Here is a 23,603-nt window from a genome sequence, read left to right on the forward strand (position 1 = left end):
ATGTGCACCCGCACATGGCGCTGTCACGCATTCGGCGCATAATGGCCCACTGACGAAGCAGTCGATGGCCACCCGAGAGGAGAACGCGCCATGGAAGCGAAGAACGAAGAAGTCGTCGCACACCTGCTCTCCGATGTCGTCGAATTCGCGCGCGAGCGCCTGCCCGAGGCGACATTCCGGATCGTCGAACCCTTCCTCCGCCATTACTACGACTTCGTCGACGCCGACGACCTGCAAAGCCGCGGCATCGCCGACCTGTACGGCGCCGCGATGGCGCACTGGCAGACCGCGCAGAAATTCGTGCCCGGCAGCGAGCGGCTGCGCGTATACAACCCGATCCTCGAACAGCACGGCTGGCACTCCGACCACACTGTGATCGAGATCGTCAACGACGACATGCCGTTCCTCGTCGATTCCGTGTCGATGGCCGTCAACCGCCTCGGCCTCGCGCTGCACTCGGCGATGCACCCCGTGTTCCGCATCTGGCGCAGCAAGAACGGCAACATCGAGCGCGTCGACGTGGGCGGCCTCGCGACCGACGACGGCCACTCGCAGCTCGCGTCGTTCATTCATTTCGAAGTCGACCGGTGCGGCGACGCGGCGATGCTCAACACGCTGCGCAACGACATCGCGCGCGTGCTCGGCGACGTGCGCGCGTCGGTCGAGGACTGGCCGAAGATCGTCGACATCGCGCGCAACACGATCAAGGAGCTGAAGGCGCGCGAGACGAGCGCCGAAGACATCGAGGCGCGCGCGTTCCTCGAATGGATGGTGGCCGACCATTTCACTTTCCTCGGGCAGCGCGACTACGCGCTCGTGTCGCACGGCACCGGCTTCGCATTGCGCGGCATCGAAGGCACGGGCGTCGGCATCCTGCGCGAAGCGCTGCGCGCGCCCGGCACGCCCGACGAGACGCCGCTGCCGCCCGCCGCCGCGGAAATCATCCACGGAGCGTGGCCGATCTTCCTGACCAAGGCAAACTCGCGCGCGACCGTGCACCGCCCCGGCTATCTCGACTACGTCGGCGTGAAGCTGGTCGGCCCCGACGGCAAGGTCAACGGCGAGCGGCGTTTCATCGGGCTCTACACGTCGACCGCCTACTTCGTTTCCTGCTCGGAAATTCCGATCGTGCGCCGCAAGTGCGCGAACATCGTGCGGCGCGCGGGCTTCCTGCCGAAGGGGCATCTTGGCAAGTCGCTCGTGACCGTGCTCGAAACCTATCCGCGCGACGAGCTGTTCCAGGCCGACGAAGACCAGCTCTACGACATCGCACTCGGCGTGCTGCGGCTGCAGGAGCACCAGCGCACGCGCCTGTTCGTGCGGCGCGACCGCTTCGACCGCTTCGTGTCGTGCCTCGTCTACGTGCCGCGCGACAAGTACAACACCGACCTGCGCCGGCGCATCGCGCGGCTGCTCGTCGACGCGTTCAAAGGCGTCAACGTCGAATTCACGCCGCTGCTGTCGGAATCCGCGATCGCGCGGATCCACTTCGTCGTGCACGCGGAACCGGGCACGATGCCCGACGTCGATACACGCGAGCTCGAAACGCGCCTCATCCAGGTCTCGCGCCGCTGGCAGGACGACCTGTCGGACGCGCTGCTCGACGCGTTCGGCGAGGAGCAAGGCAACCGCCTGCTGCAACGCTATGGCGATTCGTTCCCGGCCGGCTACCGCGACGACTATCCGGCGCGCACCGCGGTGCGCGACATCGAGCTGATCGAGCGCGTGAACGGCACCGAGCGCCTCGCGATGAACCTGTACCGGCCGATCGAGGCCGAAGCGCGCGCGTTCCGCTTCAAGGTCTACCGCTCCGGCGACCCGATCGCGCTGTCGCGCAGCCTGCCGATGCTCGAACACCTCGGCGTGCGCGTCGACGAGGAACGGCCGTACCGGATTCAGGCGCAGGATGGCACGCCCGCGTGGGTGCACGATTTCGGCCTCGAGCTGGTGGACGACACCGAGTTCGACATCGAGCGCGTGAAGGGGCTGTTCGAGGAAGCATTCGACCGGATCTGGAGCGGCCGGATCGAGAACGACGATTTCAACCGGCTCGTGCTGCGCGCGCACCTGAGCGCGCGCGAAGTCACGATCCTGCGCGCGTATGCGAAGTACCTGCGGCAGGTCGGCTCGACGTTCAGCGACGCGTACATCGAGCGCGCGCTGACCGGCAATCCGGCGATCGCGCGCCAGCTCGTCGAGCTGTTTGTCGTGCGCTTCGATCCGCGCACCGGCAGCACGCGCGACGCGCAGGCCGAGCAGCTGCTGAAGGCGATCGAGACCGCGCTCGACCAGGTGCCGAATCTCGACGAGGACCGGATCCTGCGCCAGTTCCTCGGCGTGATCAACGCGACCGAGCGCACCAACTACTACCGGCACGACGTGGACAGCGAGCCCAAGCCGTACCTGTCGTTCAAGTTCGATCCGGCGAAGGTGCCCGGCCTGCCCGAGCCGAAGCCGATGTTCGAGATCTGGGTGTATTCGCCGCGCGTCGAGGGCGTGCACCTGCGCGGCGGGCGCGTCGCGCGCGGCGGCCTGCGCTGGTCCGACCGCCGCGAGGATTTCCGCACCGAAGTGCTCGGCCTGATGAAGGCGCAGATGGTGAAGAACGTCGTGATCGTGCCGGTCGGCTCGAAAGGCGGCTTCGTCGTGAAAAACCCGCCGCCGCCGAGCGACCGCGAAGCGTGGATGCGTGAAGGCGTCGCGTGCTACCAGACGTTCCTGCGCGGCCTGCTCGACCTGACCGACAACCTCGCCGGCAATGCGATCGTGCCGCCGCCGGACATCGTGCGGCACGATCCCGATGATCCGTATCTGGTCGTCGCGGCCGACAAGGGCACGGCCACCTTCTCCGACTACGCGAACGCGATCTCGCACGAATACGGCTTCTGGCTCGACGATGCGTTCGCGTCGGGCGGCTCGGTCGGCTACGACCACAAGAAAATGGCGATCACCGCGCGCGGCGCGTGGGAATCGGTCAAGCGGCATTTCCGCGAGATGGGCGTCGACACGCAGGCGGCCGACTTCACGGTGGTCGGCGTCGGCGACATGTCGGGCGACGTGTTCGGCAACGGCATGCTGCTGTCGCCGCACATCCGGCTCGTCGCCGCGTTCGACCACCGGCACGTGTTCCTCGACCCAAACCCCGATCCGGCCGCGAGCTTCGCGGAGCGCGCGCGGCTGTTCGCGCTCGAACGGTCGAGCTGGGCCGACTACGATTCGGCTGCGATCTCCGCCGGCGGCGGCGTCTATCCGCGCACCGCGAAGACGATCCCGCTGTCGGCCGCCGTGCAGGCCGCGCTCGGCATCGACGCGGCCGCGCTCGCGCCGAACGAATTGATCCGCGCGATCCTGCAGGCGCCGGTCGACCTGCTGTACAACGGCGGGATCGGCACCTACGTGAAGGCGGCCCGCGAGACCAATGCGCAGGTCGGCGACCGTGCGAACGACGCGGTGCGCGTGAACGGCTCCGACCTGCGCTGCAAGGTGGTCGGAGAAGGCGGCAACCTCGGCTTCACGCAGTTCGGGCGCATCGAGTTCGCGCAGCGCGGCGGGCGCGTCAACACCGACGCGATCGACAACTCGGCCGGCGTCGACTGTTCGGATCACGAAGTCAACATCAAGATCCTGCTCGGGCTGGTGGTCGCGGACGGCGAAATGACCGAAAAGCAGCGCAACGCGCTGCTCGCCGAAATGACCGACGAAGTCGGGCTGCTCGTGCTGCGCGACAACTATTACCAGACCCAGGCGCTGTCGATCGCGGGCCGCTACACCATCGAGCTGCTCGACGCCGAGGCGCGGCTGATGCGCTGGCTCGAACGCGCCGGGCGGCTGAATCGCGTGATCGAGTTCCTGCCGACCGACGACGAGATCGCCGAGCGCCAGGCCGCGAAGCTCGGCCTCACGTCGCCGGAGCGCGCGGTGCTGCTCGCGTACAGCAAGATGTGGCTGTACGACGCGCTGCTCGACTCCGACGTGCCGGAAGACCCGCTCGTCGCCGGGATGCTGGTCGACTATTTCCCGAAGCCGCTGCAGCAGCGCTTCAGCGAGCCGATGCGCCGCCATCCGCTGCGCCGCGAGATTCTTGCAACCCACCTGACGAACGCGCTCGTCAACCGGGTCGGCTGCGCGTTCGTGCACCGGCTGATGGAGGAAACCGATGCGAAACCGGGCGACATCGTGCGCGCGTGCATCATGGCGCGCGACGTGTTCGATCTCGACGCGGTCTGGCGCGACATCGACGCGCTCGACAACCGCGTCGCCGACGACGTGCAGGCGCGCATGTTCGTCGACGTCGCGCGGCTGCTCGAACGCGCGGCGCTGTGGTTCCTGCGGCACCTGCAGGCGGGCGCGATCGGCGACGGCGGCGTCGGCGAACTGCTCGCGCGCTGCCGCGACGCCGCCGAGCGGCTCGCGCCGCAACTGCCGGCGCTGCTGCCGGCCGCCGATCTCGACGCGCTGTCCGAGCGGCAGCGCGTGCTGGTCGACGCGGGCGTCGACGGTGCGCTCGCGGTGCGGGTCGCGAGCGGCGACATCTCGGCCGCGCTGCTCGACATCGCCGAGGTGGCCGCGACCTGCAACCGCAGCCTGGAACTCGTCGCGGGCGTCTACTTCGCGCTCGGCACGCAGCTCAACTACGGCTGGATCAGCGAACGCGCGGCGGCCCTGCCGACGCCGACGCACTGGGACATGATGGCGCGCGCGGCGGCGCTCGCGGACATCGCGCGCCTCAAGCGCGCGCTGACCATCAGCGCGCTCGGCGAAGCCACCGAAGCGGCGACGCCGGAGGCGATCGTCGACGCATGGCGCGGCCGGCGCGAGGCCGCGCTCGAACGCTATGCGCACCTGCTCGCCGACCTGCGCGCGACCGGCGGCGCGAGCCTCGCCGTGCTGCTCGTGATCGTGCGGGAGATGGCGGTGCTCGAACGGGCGTAAACGTTGCGGGCAAAAGCGGGCGCTCTGCCGCGCGGTCCGGCTCGAATACGCGTCGTTGAACCGGACCAACGCAACCCCGCCCCGCGTCCGGCGCCGCTCAACCTTGCCCACGCCATGGGAATCCTGTCGATCCGGGCGACAGCAGGCACAATACGGGGCATTAGTGCCGCCGACGCACCAGCGCTCGACATCCAAACCGCGTGACGGCGCGCCGCCGGAATCCGATCCTTCCCCGCTGTCATGACCCACACAAGCCCCGACCGCGCCGCCGCGCCCGCGCGCCCGACGAACTCACCGCGTTTCCTGCTGCTGGTGATCTGCCTGTTCGCGTCCGCCGGACAGCTCGCGATCGACATCTACGTGCCCGCGCTGCCCGCGATGGCCCGCTATTTCGCGACGTCGCCGCAGGCGATCCAGTCGAGCGTGTCCGCCTACCTGGCCGCCTACGCGTTCAGCCAGCTCGTGTTCGGGCCGATCGCCGACGCCTACGGGCGCAAGCGCGTGCTCGCGTTCGGGCTCGTCGTCTACACGATCGGCTGCCTGCTGTCGCTCGGCGCGCCGAACCTGGAAACGTTCATCCTCGCCCGCTGCCTGCAGGGCTTCGGCATCGCGACCACCAACCTGCTCGCGAAGGCGATCATTACCGATTCGTTCACGGGGCAGGCGCTGATGCATGCGTTCACCTACATGTCGATCGCATGGGGACTCGCGCCGATCGTCGCGCCGGTGATCGGCGCGCACCTGCAGACGTGGTTCGGCTGGCAGGCCTGCCTGGTGTTCCTGCTCGCATACTCGTTCGTCATGTGGGCGCTGCTGTGGCGCTATCGCGAGACGCTGCCGCGCCCTGTGCCCCTCGCGCCGCGCACGCTGATGACGAACGCCGGCAAGGTGCTGTCGAGCCCGGTGTTCCACAGCTGCTTCCTCGCGCAGGGGCTGTGCTACAGCATCCTGCTCGTGTTCAACATCGTCGGGCCGTTCATGGTGCAGACCACGCTGCACAAGCCGCCGACCTTCTTCGGCTATCTCGCGCTCGGCATCGGGATGATGTACTTCCTCGGCGGGCTGTCGAACCGCGTGCACGGCCCGCGCCTGCCGAGCGCCGAGCGGCGGCTGCAGATCGGCGCGCGCGCGATGGCCGGCGCCGCGATCGCGATGCTCGTGCTGGCGCTGACGGTCGGCCTGCGCGTGTGGACGCTCGCGACGCCCGTGCTCGCGATGGGGTTCTGCGCCGGCGCGATGTATCCGACGCTGATGGCGAAGGGCAATTCGCTGTTCCCGCACATCGCGGGCCTGACGAGCGCGATCCTCGGCTGCGCGCTGCTGCTGGTGTCGTCGGCAATGATGGGGCTGGCCGGCTTCGTGTCGGTGCAGGTGCTGACGCCGCTCGCGGTGTTCTTCGTGATCCTCGCGCTCACGGTCGTCGCGATGGTCAGGAAGCTGCTGCGCCATCTCGCGCAGATGCAGCCCGCGGCGGTCGTGCGCGGCGGCGAGGTCGCGTAGGCTTGGGGACGGTTGCGATGCAACCGCCCCCGTCGCCATCAGCGCTCGACAACCCGCCCGTTCGTCACCGGACCGCGGGCGCCCGACGACGCCGCGCTGCGCGCCGCCGCGTGTGCGAACAGCGCGTCGAGATCGAAGCCCGCCGTGTCGATCCCGATCGTATCGCGCAGGCACGCGCTCCACGCGGCCGCGTCGTCGAAGGTGACCGTCGTTTTCACCGCCCCGCTCGTATCGCGCTGCGTGAACACGGCGTTGAGCATCGACGCGCGCCCCTCGGGCTGCACACGGCACGCGATCAGGTCGTTGACGAACAGCGAATCGGGATACGTCGACGTGAACCAGCTCGCGGCCTCGTAATCGATCCATTCGGCCCGCTTCAGCGAGAACCGGTAGGTCGTCTGCCAGCCGTCCGGCGTCTCGCACTGCATGTCGAGCTCGCCCGCGACCGGCGCGTCGACGACGCGGAACGCGCCGTGCGGCGTCAGTTGGCGCTCGCCCGGCAGATGACGCACCGGGGCGGTCAGCGTCGCCGTGCCGAAACCGATGTCCGCGAACCAGGCGGCATCGTCGAGATCGACGCGCAGCAGCATGTGCGTCTGCGCGGTGACGTCTTCCGGCGCGCGCATCCAGCGCACGCGCGCGATCAGCGGCGTGACGCGAAAGCCGATTTGCGTGAGCGCGGTGTAGAACAGCTTGTTCAGTTCGAAGCAGTAGCCGCCGCGCCGCCGCTCGACCAGTTTGTCGACGATTGCGGGCAAGTCGAGCGCGACGCGCGCGCCGGTCAGCGGGTTGAGGTTTTCGAACGGGATCGCCTGCGGATGCAGCAGGTGGAGGCGGCGCAGCACGTCGAGGGTCGGCGTGACGGGGCCGTCGTAGCCGATGCGGGCGAAATAGCGTGAGAGGTCGAACGAGTCAGTCATGAGCCGGCACCGTGAGCAAGGAGGCCACACGATAGCACCGGCCGAAATCCCCATGCCGTGCAAGGTCATCGTAAGCGACGACCCTGCACCCGGGCGGACGGCTGCGTTACGGCAGCAGCTTCAGCGCCGAGGTCGCGACCGACGGCACCGAGATGCCCTGGCTCGTCGCGAACTGGACGGCCTGGCTCAGCGTCGTCGCGAGCGACTGCAACTGGCCGGGCGCGCTTTGCGCGATATACGACGCGGCCTGCGCGTTCTGCGGATTCAGGCCCGCCTGCAGCAGCTCGGCCGGGTTCGTCGAGCTGAGGCTGCCGAGCCCCGACTGCAGCTGCGAATACTGCGTGAGGCCCTGGCCGAGCGACGCGAGGCCGTTGCTGAACGCCTGCTTGTCGACCGGGCCGCGTGCGGCGCCGCCCGACGCGAACGCCTGGCCCAGCGCCTGCGACACCGATTGCTGCGCGCCGCCCATCTGCGACAGCGCGGCCGGCGTCAGCATGGTGCCGCCGCTGCCCAGCAGGCTCGCCGCCTGCTGCGCCTGGCCCGCCGCGCCGGTGAGTCCCATCGCCGACGCGAGCGACGACTGTCCCGCCAGCACCTGCTGATTCGCGCCGACATACGCCTGCAGCAGTTGCCCGATCCCGCCCTGCGCCGGCGTCGCCTGCTGCTGCCCGCCGCCGAGCAGCGATGCGCCCAGCGATTGAAGGTCGAGCTGCGCGTGCGCGGCGCCGCTCAGCAGCGCGCCGCAAACGGCGCCCGCCCACGCCAGACGCTTGCCCGTCGCGCGAATCGTGTTCATGTCCTGTTCTCCCGTGCCGGAATGATGAGGCGGATATTTTCGAAGCCGGCAACGCGACGCCGCAACGATTGATACACATCGATACGAAATCGCGAGCACCGGCCGCTTGAAAATCCGCCGCGATCCGTAACGGGCGTGCGCATTCGCACGCATCCGCTGCGCGATATCAAGGCCGCCTCGCCATTCATTCCTGTTGCGCAGCAATATCCGGCAGGCGGAGTGGCCCACCCGTGCGCACGATTGCCGCTTACGCGGCCATCCAGCCCGGCTGCCGCTGCCCGACCCAGTCGGCCGCCTGCTCGTAGCCGCGCGCGAGCTGCAGCACCGCCAGGTCCGCGCGCGGCCGGCCGATCAGCTGCATCCCCATCGGCAGCCCGGCCGCGTTGAAACCGACCGGCACGCTGATCACCGGGCAGCCCGCGAGCGTCCACGGCATGACCGTCTCCATCCAGCGGTGATAGGTGTCCATCGCGCGGCCCGCGATCTGCTGCGGCCAGCGCGCGTCCACGTCGAACGGGAACACCTGCGCGGTCGGCGCGGCGATGAAGTCGTAGCGCTCGAAAAAGCCGAGCAGCGTCTGGTGCCACGCGGTGCGCTCGACGCTCGCGTCGAAGATCGCCTGCCCCGGCAGCGCGAGCAATCCCTCGACCTCGTAGATCGCCTCCGGCTTCAGCAGCGCGCGCCGCGCCGGATCGCGGTAGTGCGCAAGCAGCCCGCCGCCGGACAGGAAGTGCCGGTGCGCGAGCCAGATCCGCCAGAGCCGTTCCGGCGCGAACGCCGGCAGCGCGGCATCGATGTCGCAGCCGATCTCGCGCAGCGTCGCGAGCCCCGTCTCGCACTGCGCGAGCACGCCGGGCTCGGTCGCCAGATAGCCGTTCCAGTCGCCGACCCACGCGACGCGCTTGCCTTGCAGGTCCGCGTCGAGCGGCTGCGCGAACACGGCCGGATCCTCCGCGAGCGACAGCGGATCGTGCGGGTCGTAGCCGGCCTGGATCGCGAGCAGGTTCGCGACGTCGCCGACGGTGCGCCCCATCGGACCCTCGATCCCGAGCTGCTGCACGAACACGTCGACGCCCGGCCAGCGCGGCACGCGGCCCTGCGACGGCCGGAAGCCGTAGATGTTGCAGAACGCCGCCGGATTGCGCAGCGAGCCGCCGAAATCGCTGCCGTCCGCGACCGGCAGCATTCGCGATGCGAGCGCGGCCGCCGTGCCGCCGCTGCTGCCGCCGGCGCTTTTCGTCAGGTCATACGGATTGCGCGTCGCGCCGTAGATGTCGTTGAACGTATGCGAGCCGAGACCGAATTCCGGCGTGTTGGTCTTGCCGATGAAGATCGCGCCGGCCGCGCGCATCCGCGCGACGCCGACGGAATCGGCCTGCGGCACGTGATGGCGGAAGATCGGCGAACCGAACGTCGTCGCGATGCCCTTCGTCATCGCGAGATCCTTCGGCGCCTGCGGAATGCCGTGCAGCCAGCCGTGATGCTCGCCGCGCGCGAGCGCCGCATCCTTCTGCGCGGCCTCGGCGACGAGCGCGTCCCGGTCGCGCAGCGCGACGATCGCGTTGACCGCGCCGTTTACGCGCCCGATGTGGTCGAGGTACGCGTTCATCGTCTCGACGCACGACACGTCCTTGCGGCGGATCGCCGACGCGAGCTCGCTCGCGGACAGGCGCACGATCGGATCGACGGGAATGGAGGCGGGAGCGAGAAGCGGCGAGGCGCCGTGCGGCATGCGAGGTCTCCTGGAAAAACGGACACGAATGGCGGGCGGCACGGCCGGATGCGTCGCGCCGCCGCCGACGCTCTACTCTACGCGACGCCGCACCGGCGACTTCCGATATTTTCCGTGCGGATTCATTGCGGTTCCGACTGAATCGCCGCGGCCCGGGCGCCGGGGCCGATGAAAACGTTTATGCGCATAAACTTAAATTTCTTATATTTCTAATTAGCAGAACATGGTCGTCTGGCACCGGACGTGTTAACAACATTTTTACGTCACCGCCCGATCTCTTTAGATCGTTCCGGCCGGCCGCGAGCTACGCTGCAAGCATCTCAATCGTCGGACATCACTCATGCTCAAGCTGCTGGTTCCGGTCGGCCACTCGCCCCGCTCGCTGCAGGCGGTGCGCCATGCGACCTTCCTCTACCGGGAACGGTGCGCGTCGGAAATCGTGTTGCTCAACGTCCAGCCGCCGCTGGAGTCGACCCGGCTCGAGGCCTACCATCCGCTGTCGCGGCTCCGCGAGATCGAACAGCATTTCTCGGAAGGCGAGCTGGCGAAGGCCGAGCGGATCCTGAAGGATGCCGACGTCGCGTACCGGGTCGTGATGAAGGTCGGCCCCGTCGCCGACACGATCGCCGCCGTGGCCGCCGAGCACGGCTGCGATGAAATCGTCGTCGTCGCGCCGCGTCGCGATCCATTTCATAGCGTGATGTCGCTGTTCCGCCGCAGTGTGCTCGACCGGCTCGTGCGGATTTCGACTATTCCGGTAACGGCGGTTCAGTAGGCGTAGGATTCGTCGGGATCGACGGCCAGCAGCCGGCAATCGCCGGCACCGTGTCGGCCGTCATCGCGTAGATGCTGGGCGCCGACAGCTTCATCGTGATCGTCCGTCCCTGTCCGTTGCTCGCCTCTCCCCAGAACGCTGTGCGCTTGACGGTTCGAGCTCACGCCGTCGGGCATCCGCGGCGACAAGCAACCGGATTCAAGTGCCGGTGATGGAGCGGCCGAGTATCAGCGCCGTTGCGCACCATACTTCACACGTTCACGCAATCGAAGCGAGATCGTCATAGCGTGGGCAACCGGTCGAAGCCCTCCAGGCGCGCAACCGGCGGCCGCACCTCGGTGATGTCGATTCCGTCGACGAGTGCGGCAGGCATCCCCTCGCTCAGCCACGCACACATCTCGTCGAGCTGCTTCGGCGAGCCCTGCAGCATCGCCTCCACCGAGCCGTCCATGCGATTCCTCACCCAGCCGGTCACGCCCATCACCGTTGCGTGCCGCACGCACGCTTCGCGGTAGCCGATCCCCTGCACCCGTCCGTGCACACGCACCAGCCGGGTTTCGAGCCCAATGTCGTCGGATTCCATGCGTGGTCCTCCCGGTCGTGCCCCGCAATCGCCGTCATGCGGGTTCATTGCAATATCGAGTTCGCGTCTACACGAACCATACTAATAGCTGCACGCAGTATCGCTACCGGAGGATTGCCATGCCGACCTACCAGTATCGTTGCGAAAAGTGCGGCAAAACGTTCGAGAGTGTCGAGCATCTCGCCGAACATCAAACGGCTCATCCGCGCTGCCCCGATTGCGGAAGCGAACAGGTTCAACACGTGCCTACGACCTTCGTTCCGAAGACATCGAGAAAGAGCTGATCCTGCTATGGATGACGATCTGCCGTCGAGACACTGCGCGCCGTGTCGCGGCGGCGTTCCGCCGCTGACGGAAGCACAGGCCGCGGCGTGGCTCGCCCGGACGCAGGGATGGACGCTCGCCGACGGCGGCCAGCGGATCGAGCGCAGGTTCGGCTTCAGGAATTTCACGCAGGCATACGCGTTCGTTGCCGACGTCGCACGCATCGCGGACGAGGAAGGCCACCATCCCGACATCTGTTTCGGCTGGGGCTGGGCCACCGTTTCATGGCAGACCAAGAAGATCAACGGCCTGCATGAAAACGACTTCATCATGGCGGCGAAGACGAACCAGCTTGCCGGGTCGTAAGACGGCGGATGCCCGGTTGCCGGCCGCCGCATCAACGCGAGGTTGGACATGGGTCAAACGAAACTGACTGCTCACCTGCCGACGGTCGACATCGAGATCACGCGGCACGAGCTCCCGGAACGGAACGCGGAGGCAATGACCATCCGCATCACCGCGACGCCGTCGTTCGACGCCGCAGCGCAATGGCTGTTGCAGACGGGCCTGTTCCCGATCGCTCAGCCGTTTGCGCTGTGGGCCGATCTCATGCAGTTCTGGCAACGTGCGTGGTATCCCGCGTGGCAGCCGTGGCTGCCGATCGATTGCCCGCCGGTGCGGCCGCTCGAGGAACCGGACTAGTTTCCCTCTCCGCGAAACAACCGCCGTTAGCGCTCAGTCAGCTCCCCGACACAAAGTATTCACAAAAGATCATTTACCCGTTACAATCCGTCCCCTCTTGCTCAGGTGGCGGAATTGGTAGACGCACTATCTTGAGGGGGTAGCGCCGAGAGGCGTGCGGGTTCGAGTCCCGCCCTGAGCACCAGAACATGTTCCTCCGAATTCCTCCGCGGCCGCGAAGACATCAATAAATCAATGCGCCGAAGGAAATTTCGCTCCTGAGGAGTCCGGCCAAGTTCGTCGAGAGCCCGAGCTACATCGGGGTACTTTCACGAGCATCGCCTCATACTGCCCCGCCATGTCAGATCACCCCCAATAAAGCAGCCTTGAGCGCCGCCTCCGTCTTGTTCTTCGCCCCGAGCTTTCTTATGAGATTTCTTAAATGAAAGTTCACCGTCGACGTGCTCAAGTACAGCTGCCTTGCTATTTCCTTGGCTGTCCGACCATCGGCGGTATGCTTGAGCACTGCTTTTTCCTTCTTGCTTAGCTCGATTCTTGGGAAAAAATCGGGATCGGATGCGAGCGTGCGTGCAAAAATCGAACGCAGCGACAGCTCGATACGCCGCAACTCCGTCGTGATTGCCGCAAGCTCCCCCGCGGAAATCGGAATCTCGTCGCGCGCCAGCGAAAAGACCGAGAAAACACCGTTCATCAGCCTGTTAATCACCGTAAGCCCGATCGAGGCGCCTGCAATTTGCAACTCTCTCCACAAGAGGGGATCGTCGACGAACGCCTTTTCCGACCAGATTACAGGTCGATCCACCGAATCGATGTCGGAGAGGTTGCCGGTATGCACCAAATCGCCCTCGCAATATAGCTGGACCAAATGCGATGGAAGCGTCGAGTACACCGCGAATGTGGGAGCGGTTATCGGTATGCCCGTTCTGAATGCATAGAAAGAAAACTTGAACCGGGAATGAATGGGTGAGCTTTCGAAAACCGCTTGAATCTCTCGCGCGTTTGCGTGGACGAAATTGACGGTGATCTTCTTCGCTGCCGCCATGACCATGGCAATCTCCAGATTCGACGAACCCCAATACGGCTGCGCTCAATGTCGACCGAACCTGTTCCCGTAAACCCTCGTCGAATCGGAACGTGCTGCAGGCCGATGAGTGAAAATCACTGTAGGAGTGGAAAGGCGGTTTTTCCATTACACGTGATTACAGGTGATGGCGTCGTCAACCTGATCGGCAAGCGGGCGAGCGAGGCCAGCGGAAGGGGTAATCGATCATCTTACGCGGCCATACATGCGCACGACGCCTCTTCCCAGGTCGCGATTGGAATTCTTCGCCTGATTGTTCAATATCTTGTACTGCTGATGCTCGATCTTCAGGCGCGGCTCGTCGTTCGCTGCCGCTTCGGGAACCGGCAATACAGCCACCAGGTACGGCTGATAATATCCGGCGGAAATCGGTAATCTCCGAACGCAGCGGGATTCTTTATTCATACCCCATTATATTTATCGACCTTCATGTCAGCCTGACAATACCCTGCAGACCGGCCTAAAAATCAGCAAAGACAGTTTGCATTTTCTTTGCAATTCACTATCCTGAACTAAGCTTGCGCAGAAGCAGACAGCGCTGGCGTTGCCGACCGAAGCCAAGTGCTATTTTGGTCGCTGTCATTTGGTTTGGCTGGCCTTACCAATCGAGGAGGTATCCAATGAACGAGAAACAAATTCCCGTTACCCCCGCCGCTCCCGTCGCTCCCGCTGTGAAGGCTCGTCAAGTTGACGTCAAAACTCGACAAGCACGCGAAAACGCCTACTGGTAATCGCCAACTCAGTGATGCGGGCCGGAACGCATCATTCCCGGCCCGCACCAATCACATATATTAAATCATGAATGCCGCGTCCTATTTAAAAAGGCTAGCTGCACGAGACATCGCTATCGTAGTGGATACGCCAGAGGCTGCCGAAGTGGCGCACCGGCATTCGCTCACGACAATTCATTTTGACGAATACGATTTCTCCAAAGAAGGGGATATCGCATTCATGATAATTTCAACGTATGAGTATCATGCAAAACTGCGACACCTTTGGAACGCCTCACCGGCCATTTTGGCGCATCTTGCAGTCGCCAAGTTTGATAGCTCACCGTCCTCGCTGGACTATTCCCTACGCCAGCTTCTTTCAAGCAATCACGATGCTACAATTCAAACCCGCGCCGACACATATACGCGATTGCTCTCAAATCGACGCGCTCAACTCGAATCAAACAGCGGGCAGATAAGCTGTCAATTCAGCGAGGAAGTAGAGATAGCCAATGACTCCGCAGTCATGCTGGCTGGCTGGTTATACTCCATCGCAGAATTCTTCGAAGCCTCCATCGTCAACCTCAACAAGGACCGACCGAGCTTTGCCGTCGATGGCACATTCTCATTTGACGGCCTCATCTATCTATGCAACAACGCCACTTTAAAGCGCAAATATTATGATTTTTTCAATGAAATGATGTTGGCATGCTCGCATGGAGAGAACAGGATCGATTTTTCCGACAACACTGCACAGACCATCGTAATTGGCGGGTCAGACGTGACGCGTGAATTCAGGGAAATGTTCTGCGGCCTGGAACGGGGCCTGGCGGCAACAGAGTTCGCGTTAGGGTGCGCCGACTATGATCGCCCCGTCGACTGGGGGATCAACTCGCTGCTGAATGAAGGGGTCCGTGGCGCCCATATCGGAATTGGCATGGGCGCAGAAATGCCGCACATCGACTTTATTTCAACGCACGCGAAGCTTCGATAGCTTGCGACCGGCACCGCGAGCGCCGATGCCCGCGTCAACACGGACAGCGCCGCGCACGGTTGAACTTCCGATAGCCGTGCGCCGGAGGTCGTGCGCCGACCTGCACGCCTACAGTTCGAGCACCAGCCGTTCGCCGCCGCACGCGCGCGAACAGCAGGTCATCATGCGGTCGTGTGTTTCGCGCTCCACGCGCGTGAGCACCCTGTCGCGATGATCCACTTTGCCCGCCAGCACCCGCACCTCGCACGAGCCGCACAGGCCTTCCCTGCAATCGCTCTGCACGTCGATGTTCGCATGCTGCAGCGCCGCGAGCACCGTCTGGTCGGCAGCGACCGGAATCACCAGCCCGAAGTCCTTCAGCTCGATCTCGAACGGCAGTTCCTTCGACGGATCGACGGCTGACCTCGTCGCCACGAAATGCTCGGCGCGCAGCGCGTCTTCCGGCCAGTGCGCGCAGCTTGCCTCCAGCGCGTCGAGCATCCGCGCCGGGCCGCACGCATAAATGCGCGTCTGCACGTCGGGTTGCGCGAATAGCAACGTGAAATCGTTCCGCGAGCCCTCTTCCGAGACGTGCACATGAAGACGCTCGCCATGCAGCGCGGCCAGTTCGTCGAGCATCGCCATCGACGCGCGACGCTGCCCGCTATAGTGAATCGCGTAGTCGACGCCGCGGGCCTTTGCGTCACGCGCCATCGCGCTGATCGGCGTGATGCCGATGCCGCCCGCGACGAAGATCGCCCTGCGCACCTCGCCAGCAAAGCGGAAGTGATTGCGCGGGCCGCGAATCTTCAGCACATCGCCTGCGTTGACGCTCGCATGAATCCACGCCGATCCGCCGCGACTCTTCGGCTCTCGCAGCACCGCGATCTCGTACGCACTGCGATCGGCGGGATCGCCGCAAAGCGAATACTGGCGCGACAGCCCCGCGTCGCCGCAGAGTACGTCGATGTGCGCCCCCGGCGCCCAGCGCGGCAACGGCTTGCCGTCGGCGGCGACGAGCCTGAGCCGCACGATCCGCTCCGCGCACGCCGACACGCGCTCGACCGTTACCGCGCGGCTCACCGCATGCGACGACAGCTCGCCGATCCGCACCGCCACGCGCGGCTTGCGCACCGACGAATCGCGGCGCTCGGGATTCTGCGCCGGATCCCATTCGACGAGGAGATGCTTCGGCCCGCGAAACGACGTGTTCGGCACGTACGTGAAGCGCTGCTCGGCCAGCCGCATGTGGGGCAGCCGGCGCGTGAACTCGTCGAGGAAGACCTGCATCTCCATGCGCGCCAGGTACTTGCCCATGCACTGATGCGCGCCGTAACCGAACGTGAGCTGGTCGCCGGCGTTCTCGCGGCGAATGTCGAAGAGATCGGCATCCGCGAACTGGCGCTCGTCGTGATTGGCCGACGACGTCACGATGAGCAGCTTCGAGCCCGCCGGGATGTCGACGCCGCCGATCGTGACGTCCTTCGTCGCGAGCCGGCGCCACGCGGCAACCGACCCGTTGTGCCGCAGGCACTCCTCGACCGCATTCGGAATGAGGCCCGGGTCTTCGCAGAGGTCGTGCCATGCCTGGCGGTGCTGCAGCAGCAGCTTCATCGCGTTGGCGGTGGCGTTGGCGGTCGTCTCGTGCGCGGCGACGATGCCGGCCATCATCATCGAATGCAGATAGGAATCCGTGACGACGTCGGGCAGTTCCTGCTGCTTGCGGATCCCGTATTGCATCCAGCCCGGGCCGGACGGGTCCTCACGCATCTTGTCGAGCACCTTGCCCGCGTACTGCCAGAACTTGCCTACCGCATGCGCGACCGCGACCTGCTCGTCCGGCCGCGGGCGGCCCCAGGTATTCACCGTATGCGCGATCGAATACTCGCGCAGCGTGTCCATGTCCTCTTCCGGCACGCCGAGAAAATGCAGCGCCACCGTCAGCGGGACTTCCCACAGCATCTGGTCGACGAGGTCGGCGCGGCCGTCGTCGATGAAACGGTCCACGTACTCGCGCGCGAGCTGGCGCACCATCGGCTCGTGGTGCTTGAGCGCGTCGGGCGTGAACGGGTCCATCAACGCGCGGCGACGCGGCATGTGCGCGGGCTCGTCTTCGTTCACGAGCGTGCGGCTCATCGCGTAGCCATACGACGCCAGCACCGCGTTCGCTTCGGGGCCGGTCGGCGTGATTTTCTCGAGCGCGATCGACGGGCTGAACGTGAGGTTATCGCGAAAGATCGCCTTGATGTCGGCGTAGCGCGTCACCACCCAATAGCCGAGCAACGGGCTGTAGAACACCGGCTCCTGCTCGCGGGCCCAGCGCACGTATTCGGGCGGGTCCTGCTGGTAGCCGTCACCGAACGGGTCGAATGCGGCGGCACGCGCGCTCACCGGGCAGCCGCCGGGCGCGACCGCCACGGCCGGCGCCGCGTCGTGAAACGGACACTTCGGGACACCGGAATCAGGGCTGCCTGCGGACATGTTCGTCTCCGTTGCCGGCTCGGCGCTGCAGGGCGCGTGCGCGATGCCGCAGTGTCTGTGAAAAGCTTCGGTTCTCTGCAATCACCGCCAGTCGCTCGACAATTTCGCGGTCGAGCGGCAGAACGATCGCGGGTGATTTCATTTCACGGAACGGGTGTTCGGGCGCTTCAGCTACGAGCGACGGGCGTTCATTTTCGGCGATCCATGACATCTTGTCGAACAGCTCGAACTGGCTTGGCCTGGTTCGACAATGCACTCGGCGCTGTGAAGCAAAAACTGCCCGCGAAAACAGCAAAGCTCGCCCCTCGGAGAAGATGCAGTTCGTGGAAAGCAAACAACCAGCCTTACGCTGCCTGGGAATCACGCCCCCTGAACAAGCGGTTCATCGAGGTTTGCCGGAGAACGCGAGGCAGACGTCGGCGTTCGCCACGAGCAGACACTGGATTGGATTGACCTCGATGACCGGTGCAAGCTAGAGAGCGGGCAATCCCGAAGGACGATCGTCAGGCGACGCTGCCGTCCTTCGCCACGCCGTACTGGATGACCTCAACGGGGCGACTACCGCCAACTGCGTGGGACGCATACAGGCCAGTTTCGGTCGCTGGCACGAGTACGCGACCCGACGCTCGAACGTCTGATTTGCTCCCTATGCAGCGTTCGCCCGGTGGTTGCGCTCGTCGCGCCATCGGCTGACGCGCTTGTCGGTTCGCCGAGAAGGCAACTGGCAACTTGAGTGCTCGAGCTGCACTTGGGGGGACAGTTATCGTTTATTGAGCCATTCACCAGACGACTCGAGTGTTTGGCAAGGCCGCTTTGAGCTCATCGACGTTGCTGGCCATGGTGCCATAGAGAACAAGCTCTCGCAGTCCGGTCAGGCCTTTCAGTACTTCGACGTTCTGGACCGGCGTGTTTGCGAGATAGAGCTCTTGCAGACCGGTCAGCCCCTTTAGCGCGTCGATATTCCGAACCCTGGTGCGAAAGAGATTGAGCATCTGGAGGCCCGTCAGGCCCTTCAGCGCATCGATGTTCGTGACTTGCGTGCGCGCAAGAACGAGTGTTTCCAGCTGGACCAATCCCCGCGTCGCAGCGACGTTCTCGACTTTGGAGCCGTCGAGCACGAGCGTGGCCAGCGTGGGCATTTCCCTTAGCAAATCGATGTTCCGGACGGGCGTGTTTGCCAGATAGAGTGCTTGCAGATCGTGCAACTTCTTCAACGCATCGATGCTCTCGACTTGGGTCTCGTTAAGGTCGAGCGTCTTCAGGGTGGTGAGCCGGCTGAGTGGCTCGATGTCGCGGACATTCCTGGCACCGCCCAGTTTGAGTGTTTCCAGGTGAGGCAATTTCCCGAGCGCGTCGAGATCCCGAACCTGCGTGCCGCGAATGTCGAGTTGCCGCAGGTCAGTCAGGTCCTTCAACGCATCGAGATTGGAGACCCGGGTCTCCCAGAGATTGAGCGATTGCAGGCCGGTCAATCCTTTTAGCGCATCGATGTTCTCGACTTTGGTGCGGTGGAGTACAAGATTTTTAAGGGAACGCATTCCCTTCAGCGCCTCGATGTTCCAGACCGGGGTGCCCGTGAGATCGAGAGATTCCAGGCGATCCAGTCCATTCAGCGAGTCGATGCTATCGACCTCGGTGTCTGCCAGACTCAGCTCGAGCCTCAAGCCGAGCTTTCTTAGACGTGGCATCGCGGCCGCGACCTGCACCGCCGTCAATTCCGGCTTTGCCCGCAAAGCCAGGCATCCTGAATCGGGTGTGATACCTGAACCATTGCTGTCATTGCAGGTGCCCCTGGAAAATCCCAGGTCGGTCAGCGCCCGTTCATCCGATTTTTCCCGCAAAGGGCTCAAGATCGCCAGCAAGCTTGCGAGCAGAAGGCCGATGCCGCCGCCGATGGCCCATGGCCTGGCACGACGCCAACCCGATTTGCGCAAGCCTTCCGCAGCCGGCTTTGTGTTCGAGGGTGGGGTTTCGGCCACACCGGCCTCCGCATGTCCAAGGTTGCCTCCTTTATACACGAACAGCGAGGCCGTCCTGCGATGAAGGCATCTACAGGGAGCACCGCACTGCCAGGTCGACGTAGAGGTGGCGCCAAGTCGACGTCCGGCGTGGGGCGACCACGGAAGTCGGCGGTCGAGTCGTCAGCGCACAACCGGCACCCGGCTTCGAGCTTCCGGGTTCGGCCAACAAGAGACAGTTACACTGGATGTCGAAGTCGTTGACAACTTGTGCCAACCCTCGAAATTGCGTTCCCTAATGGAGTTCCGGTCCCTCGTTCTGTTGAGCGACGTTTGTATGCGAAAAATACTCAATATGCTGTCCGCTCGACGCGGAATCGATCATGCGACCCTCAACGCCGAGACTGATGTTCTGAATGCTGCAATTCGGTCGGTCGCAATACCGGTTGACGACCGGGTAGCGTTTGGCATGCGGGCGGCCGAGGTCGCCGGGCAAGTGACTCCGGCCGCGATTGACATGCTTGTATCCCGACTCCACGCGCCCACGTCTCCGATACCGGAAGCGTTCGAGTCTAGCGCGCGAGGTCATGGTGCGTGGTTGGCCGCTTGGCAATTCGCCGTCTTCGAGATCCTGTTCCAGTTCCGAGAATCTGCGCTCGGCGTTCTTCGTGAAATTGCCTGGGGCGAATACGACTGGACGCAAGGTAACGCGCTCGAAATATTGGTTCGCTTGGCAGCGAAAGGCATTGGACGGGAAGACACAATCGCGGATTTCCATCGCGAGTTCGAACGCGTTTCTGATGAAGCAAAGCGGTATGCCATAGGTCCACTATTACATCGCGCAAAGTTCGAATCGGAAGTCGCCGCAATAGTGGGCGAATTGCACAGCGTCCCGGAATGGCGCGAAGTCGTGTGGGAGATGGAGGGCAGGAAGAGTTAAGGCGCGATGCGCCTTCGCCTGGGTAACCCAACAGTCAGGCCAGGGCAACATCGACGTCTGAACGTCCGCTATGCTGCACCGTGAATGACTCAAGGGGGGCGCCACAGCCTTCCACGTCGGGCCGCGACCGGCCGCATCGGGCCTCTCGCACTGGACCAGCAATCCGTGGGGCGGCCTTACTGCCATTCACCGGGATGACAGATCACCCAACCCGGATGGTAGCTATCCATGTCCGTATGCCCCCAGCACCAGTCGTGCTGGTGAATGATTTTCATCAACTGTTCGCGTTGTGCGCAGGCGCTTCCCGGAGCATATTGCCCGTTAGCCAATATTTTCGGTGCCGGGCCGTTCCGGCATTTGTCATCGACCACTTCTTCCTGCTGCATCAGTGCCTGGACGGCAGGTGGAATGGTGCGGGCCAACGTGGCCTTGTATTCGATGCAGGCTGGCGCCTTGGGATCGTTGGACTTGCGGGCACATTTGGACTGAAGTTTGTCGAGGTTTCTCGATACTTCTGGCGGGTACGTCTCGGCGTGCGCTGTAGCAATACATCCAGCCAGCAACAGGCAGGCGGCGGCAAGTGATCTGATCAAAATCATTTCGCGTATGACACGATGCGTCCGGTAGCTCAGGAACGGGCGAATTATGGCATGCGCGCGTTGTACATGTCGCCGGGACATGGTGTCGCTAGCAGGTAGTTGATACAGTCGAGCACATTGCGTTTTTGTGCCGCAAATGCACCTGACGTGGAGCGCCATTTGACCGCGGCGAACGTCAAATACACCCGCGAGTATGTTCCGCTCACAGGTCAACTCCAGTTAGTTTTCAACGACCCGGCCGGCAATGGCGTTAAATTGAACGCTTCATTGTGCCTGTACCAGACCGACGAGAAGCCCGCGCATCTTCACCTGGCGTTCACGGCCGAGAATCGCCGGCAAGTCGACGCTTTCTATCGCGCGGCGCTGGAGGCGGGCGGCAAAGACAATGGTGCGCCGGGCCTGCGCCCGCACTACCACGCGAACTACTACGCCGCTTTCCTCATTGGTCCGGACGGGCACAACATCGAAGTGGTTTGCCACGCACCCGAGGCCTGACCCTTCCATCGAGCACGATCAATCGAATCAAATTTCGTCGGCGAATTCGTCGAGAAATCGCCGCAATCGATCGTGGCGAAGCTTGGCCAAACGGGCGCCGGTGACGGTTTGAAAACCGGAGGCCAGCTTCAGCAGTTTCGTCCGGAAGTGATCGATTGCGAATCGGGTGTCATCGAGTTCCCGTTCCCGTGCGTGCGGATCGACGGGGTCATACAACGCGCTGCCCATCCGGCCGGCGACATAAAAGCAGCGTGCACCCCCCAGCATTCCGATCGCATCGAGCCGGTCGGCATCCTGTAGCGTCTTTGCTTCCAATGTCATCGGCACGAGGCCGGCCGAAAAACTATGCGCCTCGACGGCATGCGCCACAGCCCGAACCTTCGCGTCCGCCCAACCCAGGGACTTCAACACTTGCGTGGCCCTTTCCGCCGATAGCCGCGATGCCTGCGCTCGAAGCGGAGAATTTTTCTCTACCGCCACGCAGTCGTGCAGCAGTGTCGCCGCAAACAGCACTTCGGCATCTCCGCCCTCCTCGGCATGGATCGCCGCCGCATTCTTCCAGACGCGTTGCACATGCGAAGTGTCGTGGGAGCCGTCGCCATCGGCGTCGTTCCAGTGGGCCAGCAAGGTTTCGGCCAATTCCTGAAATGGTGCAAACACAATCGTAGTCACGGGTGCCGTTGTTGGAGAGCAGGATGCCGATTATCACCCGGCACCCGGCACCCCGCTCGCCGCACCGTGCCTACGCCTCCAGCGCCTCCAGCACCTTCCCCTTCGTCTCGATCCCGACGAAATGCACGGTGACCGCCGCGATCAGCGGCACCACGCCCAGCAGGTAGAACGCCGGACTCAGGTCCCCGCCGATGATGGCATGCGGCACCACCATCGGCGCGACGAACGACGCGATCTTCAGCCACGCGCTGCCGAGGCCGCATCCCGATGCGCGGATGCTCGTCGGGTACTGCTCCGGCGTATACACATACGCGGTAATGAACCCCGACGCCATCAACCCGAGCGACAGCGAGCAGAACGTCGCGACGACATACACCGACGCCGCGTGATAGACGCCCGCCAGCGCAAGCGACAGCGCGCACAGCACGAACGACCAGACGATCACCGGCTTGCGGCCGAGCCGGTCGACGAGCAGCGCGGACGCAAGCGATCCGAGCACGCCCATCACCGAGCCGATCACCGCGAGATTCAGCGCGAGCTGCAGCGGCGCGTGATAGAAGTTCTTGTAGATCGTCGGCAGCCACGTCGACAACCCGTACTGGATGAAGCCGCAGGTCGCCCACAGCGTCGCGACCGCGAGCGTGCGCTTCCGGTACGCGGCGCTGAACAGGTCGATCATGCGGCGCTTCGGATGCTGGCGGACCATCTCGTCGAATGCGGCGGCCTGCATAACGGGCGGGGGCGGCAGCGGCCCCTTCACCGACGCCTCGAACACGCCGAGCGCCTGCCCCGCTTCCGGCAGCCGCCCGCGCGACGCGAGCCAGCGCGGCGATTCCGGCACGAGACGCGTGAGCCCGAGCGCGAGCACGAGCGGCATGCCGCCGACGAAATACATGATCTCCCAGCCGAAGCGCGGCACGAGCCACGCGCCGAGCGCCATCGACACGAGCAGGCCGATCGGGAACACGATCTCGTACAGCAGCACGAAACGGCCGCGGCCGTGCGCGCGCGTGATCTCGTTGATGTAGGTCGCCGCGACCGGCAGCTCGCCGCCGAGGCCGAGACCCTGCAGGATGCGCAGCAGCACGAACACCTCGAACGTCGGCGCGAATCCGCACGCGATGCTCGTCACACCGATCACGGCCGAGCTCCACGCGATCGCCTTCACGCGCCCGTGCTTCTCCGCGAGCGCGGGAAACAGGAACGCGCCGATCAGCTGGCCGATCGCGCCGGACGCGATCAGCAGGCCGATCTGGTTCGGCGACAGCCCCCACTTGTGAATCAGCAGCGGCAGCGTCGCGGCGATCGTGATCACGTCGAAGCCGTCGAAGAACGTCGCGGCGCCGATCAGCACGCGCGCGCGGATCTGCATCGCATTGACGGGAAGCCGCTCCAGCCGCGCGATGATCGCGCCCGGCGTGGCGGCGGCTGCGTCCATCGCGGCCCGGCCGGCCACGACGTTGTCGAAAGTGCTCATGCGGGGTGTCTCC

Annotated in this window: 21 protein-coding genes and 1 tRNA gene; 10 read left to right on the plus strand and 12 right to left on the minus strand. The window is 64.6% G+C overall.

Annotation, left to right across the window (positions count from 1 at the left end; genetic code table 11):
• Nucleotides 1-90: 90 nt before the first annotated feature.
• Complete coding sequence (locus tag B7P44_RS26950) at nucleotides 91-4,932, plus strand: NAD-glutamate dehydrogenase (protein WP_084908961.1); 4,842 nt, start codon at nucleotides 91-93, stop codon at nucleotides 4,930-4,932.
• 240 nt (nucleotides 4,933-5,172) lie between these two features.
• Nucleotides 5,173-6,432 carry a multidrug effflux MFS transporter gene (locus B7P44_RS26955; protein ID WP_084908962.1) on the plus strand — a complete coding sequence of 420 codons (1,260 nt, stop codon included), beginning with the start codon at nucleotides 5,173-5,175 and terminating at the stop codon, nucleotides 6,430-6,432.
• Between the two features lie 38 nt (nucleotides 6,433-6,470).
• On the opposite strand, the gene B7P44_RS26960 is transcribed toward B7P44_RS26955, so the two are convergent.
• The 3 genes from B7P44_RS26960 to B7P44_RS26970 all read right to left on the minus strand — a co-directional run bounded on the left by B7P44_RS26960 (nucleotide 6,471) and on the right by B7P44_RS26970 (nucleotide 9,880).
• A complete protein-coding gene (locus tag B7P44_RS26960; protein ID WP_084908963.1) occupies nucleotides 6,471-7,352 on the minus strand; it encodes an arylamine N-acetyltransferase family protein in 882 nt (293 codons plus the stop codon).
• Between the two features lie 106 nt (nucleotides 7,353-7,458).
• Entirely contained in the window at nucleotides 7,459-8,148 is a 690-nt protein-coding gene (locus B7P44_RS26965) for a hypothetical protein (protein ID WP_084908964.1), read from the minus strand.
• A 247-nt stretch (nucleotides 8,149-8,395) separates the two neighbouring features.
• Entirely contained in the window at nucleotides 8,396-9,880 is a 1,485-nt protein-coding gene (locus B7P44_RS26970) for an amidase (RefSeq protein WP_084908965.1), read from the minus strand.
• A gap of 340 nt (nucleotides 9,881-10,220) precedes the next feature.
• On the opposite strand from B7P44_RS26970, the gene B7P44_RS26975 reads away from it, so the two are divergent.
• Nucleotides 10,221-10,655, plus strand: coding sequence for a universal stress protein (locus B7P44_RS26975; protein WP_084908966.1), 435 nt, complete (start codon nucleotides 10,221-10,223; stop codon nucleotides 10,653-10,655).
• Nucleotides 10,656-10,935: 280 nt separating this feature from the next.
• On the opposite strand, the gene B7P44_RS26980 is transcribed toward B7P44_RS26975, so the two are convergent.
• Nucleotides 10,936-11,238, minus strand: a complete 303-nt coding sequence (locus B7P44_RS26980) for an acylphosphatase (protein WP_084908967.1) — start codon at nucleotides 11,236-11,238, stop codon at nucleotides 10,936-10,938.
• A gap of 119 nt (nucleotides 11,239-11,357) precedes the next feature.
• On the opposite strand from B7P44_RS26980, the gene B7P44_RS26985 reads away from it, so the two are divergent.
• The 4 genes from B7P44_RS26985 to B7P44_RS27000 all read left to right on the plus strand — a co-directional run bounded on the left by B7P44_RS26985 (nucleotide 11,358) and on the right by B7P44_RS27000 (nucleotide 12,388).
• Entirely contained in the window at nucleotides 11,358-11,522 is a 165-nt protein-coding gene (locus tag B7P44_RS26985; RefSeq protein ID WP_084908968.1) for an FmdB family zinc ribbon protein, read from the plus strand.
• 7 nt (nucleotides 11,523-11,529) lie between these two features.
• Nucleotides 11,530-11,868, plus strand: a complete 339-nt coding sequence (locus tag B7P44_RS26990) for a 4a-hydroxytetrahydrobiopterin dehydratase (protein WP_084908969.1) — start codon at nucleotides 11,530-11,532, stop codon at nucleotides 11,866-11,868.
• A gap of 48 nt (nucleotides 11,869-11,916) precedes the next feature.
• Nucleotides 11,917-12,204, plus strand: a complete 288-nt coding sequence (locus B7P44_RS26995; RefSeq protein WP_084908970.1) for a hypothetical protein — start codon at nucleotides 11,917-11,919, stop codon at nucleotides 12,202-12,204.
• Nucleotides 12,205-12,303: 99 nt separating this feature from the next.
• Nucleotides 12,304-12,388: transfer RNA gene (locus B7P44_RS27000), tRNA-Leu, on the plus strand.
• 156 nt (nucleotides 12,389-12,544) lie between these two features.
• On the opposite strand, the gene B7P44_RS27005 is transcribed toward B7P44_RS27000, so the two are convergent.
• Entirely contained in the window at nucleotides 12,545-13,252 is a 708-nt protein-coding gene (locus tag B7P44_RS27005; protein ID WP_084908971.1) for a LuxR C-terminal-related transcriptional regulator, read from the minus strand.
• Nucleotides 13,253-13,471: 219 nt separating this feature from the next.
• Nucleotides 13,472-13,690, minus strand: a complete 219-nt coding sequence (locus B7P44_RS36740; RefSeq protein WP_133117923.1) for a hypothetical protein — start codon at nucleotides 13,688-13,690, stop codon at nucleotides 13,472-13,474.
• A gap of 393 nt (nucleotides 13,691-14,083) precedes the next feature.
• Here B7P44_RS36740 and B7P44_RS36745 point away from each other — a divergent pair, with 393 nt between their 5' ends.
• The gene (locus tag B7P44_RS36745; RefSeq protein WP_133117924.1) at nucleotides 14,084-14,989 is read left to right on the plus strand and encodes a CgnE/CgnB domain-containing protein; all 906 of its coding nucleotides are present in this window, start codon (nucleotides 14,084-14,086) and stop codon (nucleotides 14,987-14,989) included.
• Nucleotides 14,990-15,097: 108 nt separating this feature from the next.
• Here B7P44_RS36745 and B7P44_RS27015 read toward each other — a convergent pair whose 3' ends face one another.
• From B7P44_RS27015 to B7P44_RS27020, 3 genes are all read right to left on the minus strand, one after another.
• Complete coding sequence (locus B7P44_RS27015) at nucleotides 15,098-17,449, minus strand: cytochrome P450/oxidoreductase (RefSeq protein WP_084910043.1); 2,352 nt, start codon at nucleotides 17,447-17,449, stop codon at nucleotides 15,098-15,100.
• Nucleotides 17,430-17,783: a hypothetical protein gene (locus tag B7P44_RS36750; RefSeq protein ID WP_133117925.1), complete on the minus strand. Its 354-nt coding sequence runs from the start codon at nucleotides 17,781-17,783 to the stop codon at nucleotides 17,430-17,432. The genes B7P44_RS27015 and B7P44_RS36750 overlap by 20 nt, the downstream gene beginning before the upstream one ends.
• 445 nt (nucleotides 17,784-18,228) lie before the next feature.
• Nucleotides 18,229-19,428: a leucine-rich repeat domain-containing protein gene (locus B7P44_RS27020; RefSeq protein WP_084910044.1), complete on the minus strand. Its 1,200-nt coding sequence runs from the start codon at nucleotides 19,426-19,428 to the stop codon at nucleotides 18,229-18,231.
• A gap of 316 nt (nucleotides 19,429-19,744) precedes the next feature.
• Between B7P44_RS27020 and B7P44_RS27025 the strand changes: the two genes are divergently transcribed.
• On the plus strand, nucleotides 19,745-20,347 hold the full coding sequence (locus B7P44_RS27025) for a hypothetical protein (protein ID WP_133117926.1): 603 nt from the start codon (nucleotides 19,745-19,747) through the stop codon (nucleotides 20,345-20,347).
• A 176-nt stretch (nucleotides 20,348-20,523) separates the two neighbouring features.
• Here the strand turns inward: B7P44_RS27025 and B7P44_RS27030 are convergent, their stop codons facing one another.
• Entirely contained in the window at nucleotides 20,524-20,946 is a 423-nt protein-coding gene (locus B7P44_RS27030; RefSeq protein WP_084908974.1) for a hypothetical protein, read from the minus strand.
• Between the two features lie 159 nt (nucleotides 20,947-21,105).
• On the opposite strand from B7P44_RS27030, the gene B7P44_RS27035 reads away from it, so the two are divergent.
• Nucleotides 21,106-21,441 (plus strand): VOC family protein, encoded by a 336-nt coding sequence (locus B7P44_RS27035; RefSeq protein ID WP_407924022.1) that lies wholly within the window; start codon nucleotides 21,106-21,108, stop codon nucleotides 21,439-21,441.
• Nucleotides 21,442-21,468: 27 nt separating this feature from the next.
• Here the strand turns inward: B7P44_RS27035 and B7P44_RS27040 are convergent, their stop codons facing one another.
• Both B7P44_RS27040 and B7P44_RS27045 read right to left on the minus strand, forming a co-directional pair.
• Entirely contained in the window at nucleotides 21,469-22,113 is a 645-nt protein-coding gene (locus B7P44_RS27040; protein WP_084908976.1) for an HD domain-containing protein, read from the minus strand.
• A 70-nt stretch (nucleotides 22,114-22,183) separates the two neighbouring features.
• A complete protein-coding gene (locus B7P44_RS27045) occupies nucleotides 22,184-23,590 on the minus strand; it encodes an MFS transporter (RefSeq protein ID WP_084908977.1) in 1,407 nt (468 codons plus the stop codon).
• Between the last annotated feature and the right edge of the window lie 13 nt (nucleotides 23,591-23,603).

Origin of the sequence: Burkholderia ubonensis subsp. mesacidophila, assembly GCF_002097715.1 — a bacterium.
GTDB lineage: Bacteria > Pseudomonadota > Gammaproteobacteria > Burkholderiales > Burkholderiaceae > Burkholderia > Burkholderia mesacidophila.

Coding starts and splice junctions, on each gene's coding strand:
- B7P44_RS26950 (WP_084908961.1), top strand. CDS start 91: ATGGAAGCGAAGAACGAAGAAGTCGTCGCACACCTGCTCTCCGATGTC.
- B7P44_RS26955 (WP_084908962.1), top strand. CDS start 5,173: ATGACCCACACAAGCCCCGACCGCGCCGCCGCGCCCGCGCGCCCGACG.
- B7P44_RS26960 (WP_084908963.1), bottom strand. CDS start 7,352: ATGACTGACTCGTTCGACCTCTCACGCTATTTCGCCCGCATCGGCTAC.
- B7P44_RS26965 (WP_084908964.1), bottom strand. CDS start 8,148: ATGAACACGATTCGCGCGACGGGCAAGCGTCTGGCGTGGGCGGGCGCC.
- B7P44_RS26970 (WP_084908965.1), bottom strand. CDS start 9,880: ATGCCGCACGGCGCCTCGCCGCTTCTCGCTCCCGCCTCCATTCCCGTC.
- B7P44_RS26975 (WP_084908966.1), top strand. CDS start 10,221: ATGCTCAAGCTGCTGGTTCCGGTCGGCCACTCGCCCCGCTCGCTGCAG.
- B7P44_RS26980 (WP_084908967.1), bottom strand. CDS start 11,238: ATGGAATCCGACGACATTGGGCTCGAAACCCGGCTGGTGCGTGTGCAC.
- B7P44_RS26985 (WP_084908968.1), top strand. CDS start 11,358: ATGCCGACCTACCAGTATCGTTGCGAAAAGTGCGGCAAAACGTTCGAG.
- B7P44_RS26990 (WP_084908969.1), top strand. CDS start 11,530: ATGGATGACGATCTGCCGTCGAGACACTGCGCGCCGTGTCGCGGCGGC.
- B7P44_RS26995 (WP_084908970.1), top strand. CDS start 11,917: ATGGGTCAAACGAAACTGACTGCTCACCTGCCGACGGTCGACATCGAG.
- B7P44_RS27005 (WP_084908971.1), bottom strand. CDS start 13,252: ATGGTCATGGCGGCAGCGAAGAAGATCACCGTCAATTTCGTCCACGCA.
- B7P44_RS36740 (WP_133117923.1), bottom strand. CDS start 13,690: ATGAATAAAGAATCCCGCTGCGTTCGGAGATTACCGATTTCCGCCGGA.
- B7P44_RS36745 (WP_133117924.1), top strand. CDS start 14,084: ATGAATGCCGCGTCCTATTTAAAAAGGCTAGCTGCACGAGACATCGCT.
- B7P44_RS27015 (WP_084910043.1), bottom strand. CDS start 17,449: ATGTCCGCAGGCAGCCCTGATTCCGGTGTCCCGAAGTGTCCGTTTCAC.
- B7P44_RS27025 (WP_133117926.1), top strand. CDS start 19,745: ATGCGAAAAATACTCAATATGCTGTCCGCTCGACGCGGAATCGATCAT.
- B7P44_RS27030 (WP_084908974.1), bottom strand. CDS start 20,946: ATGATTTTGATCAGATCACTTGCCGCCGCCTGCCTGTTGCTGGCTGGA.
- B7P44_RS27045 (WP_084908977.1), bottom strand. CDS start 23,590: ATGAGCACTTTCGACAACGTCGTGGCCGGCCGGGCCGCGATGGACGCA.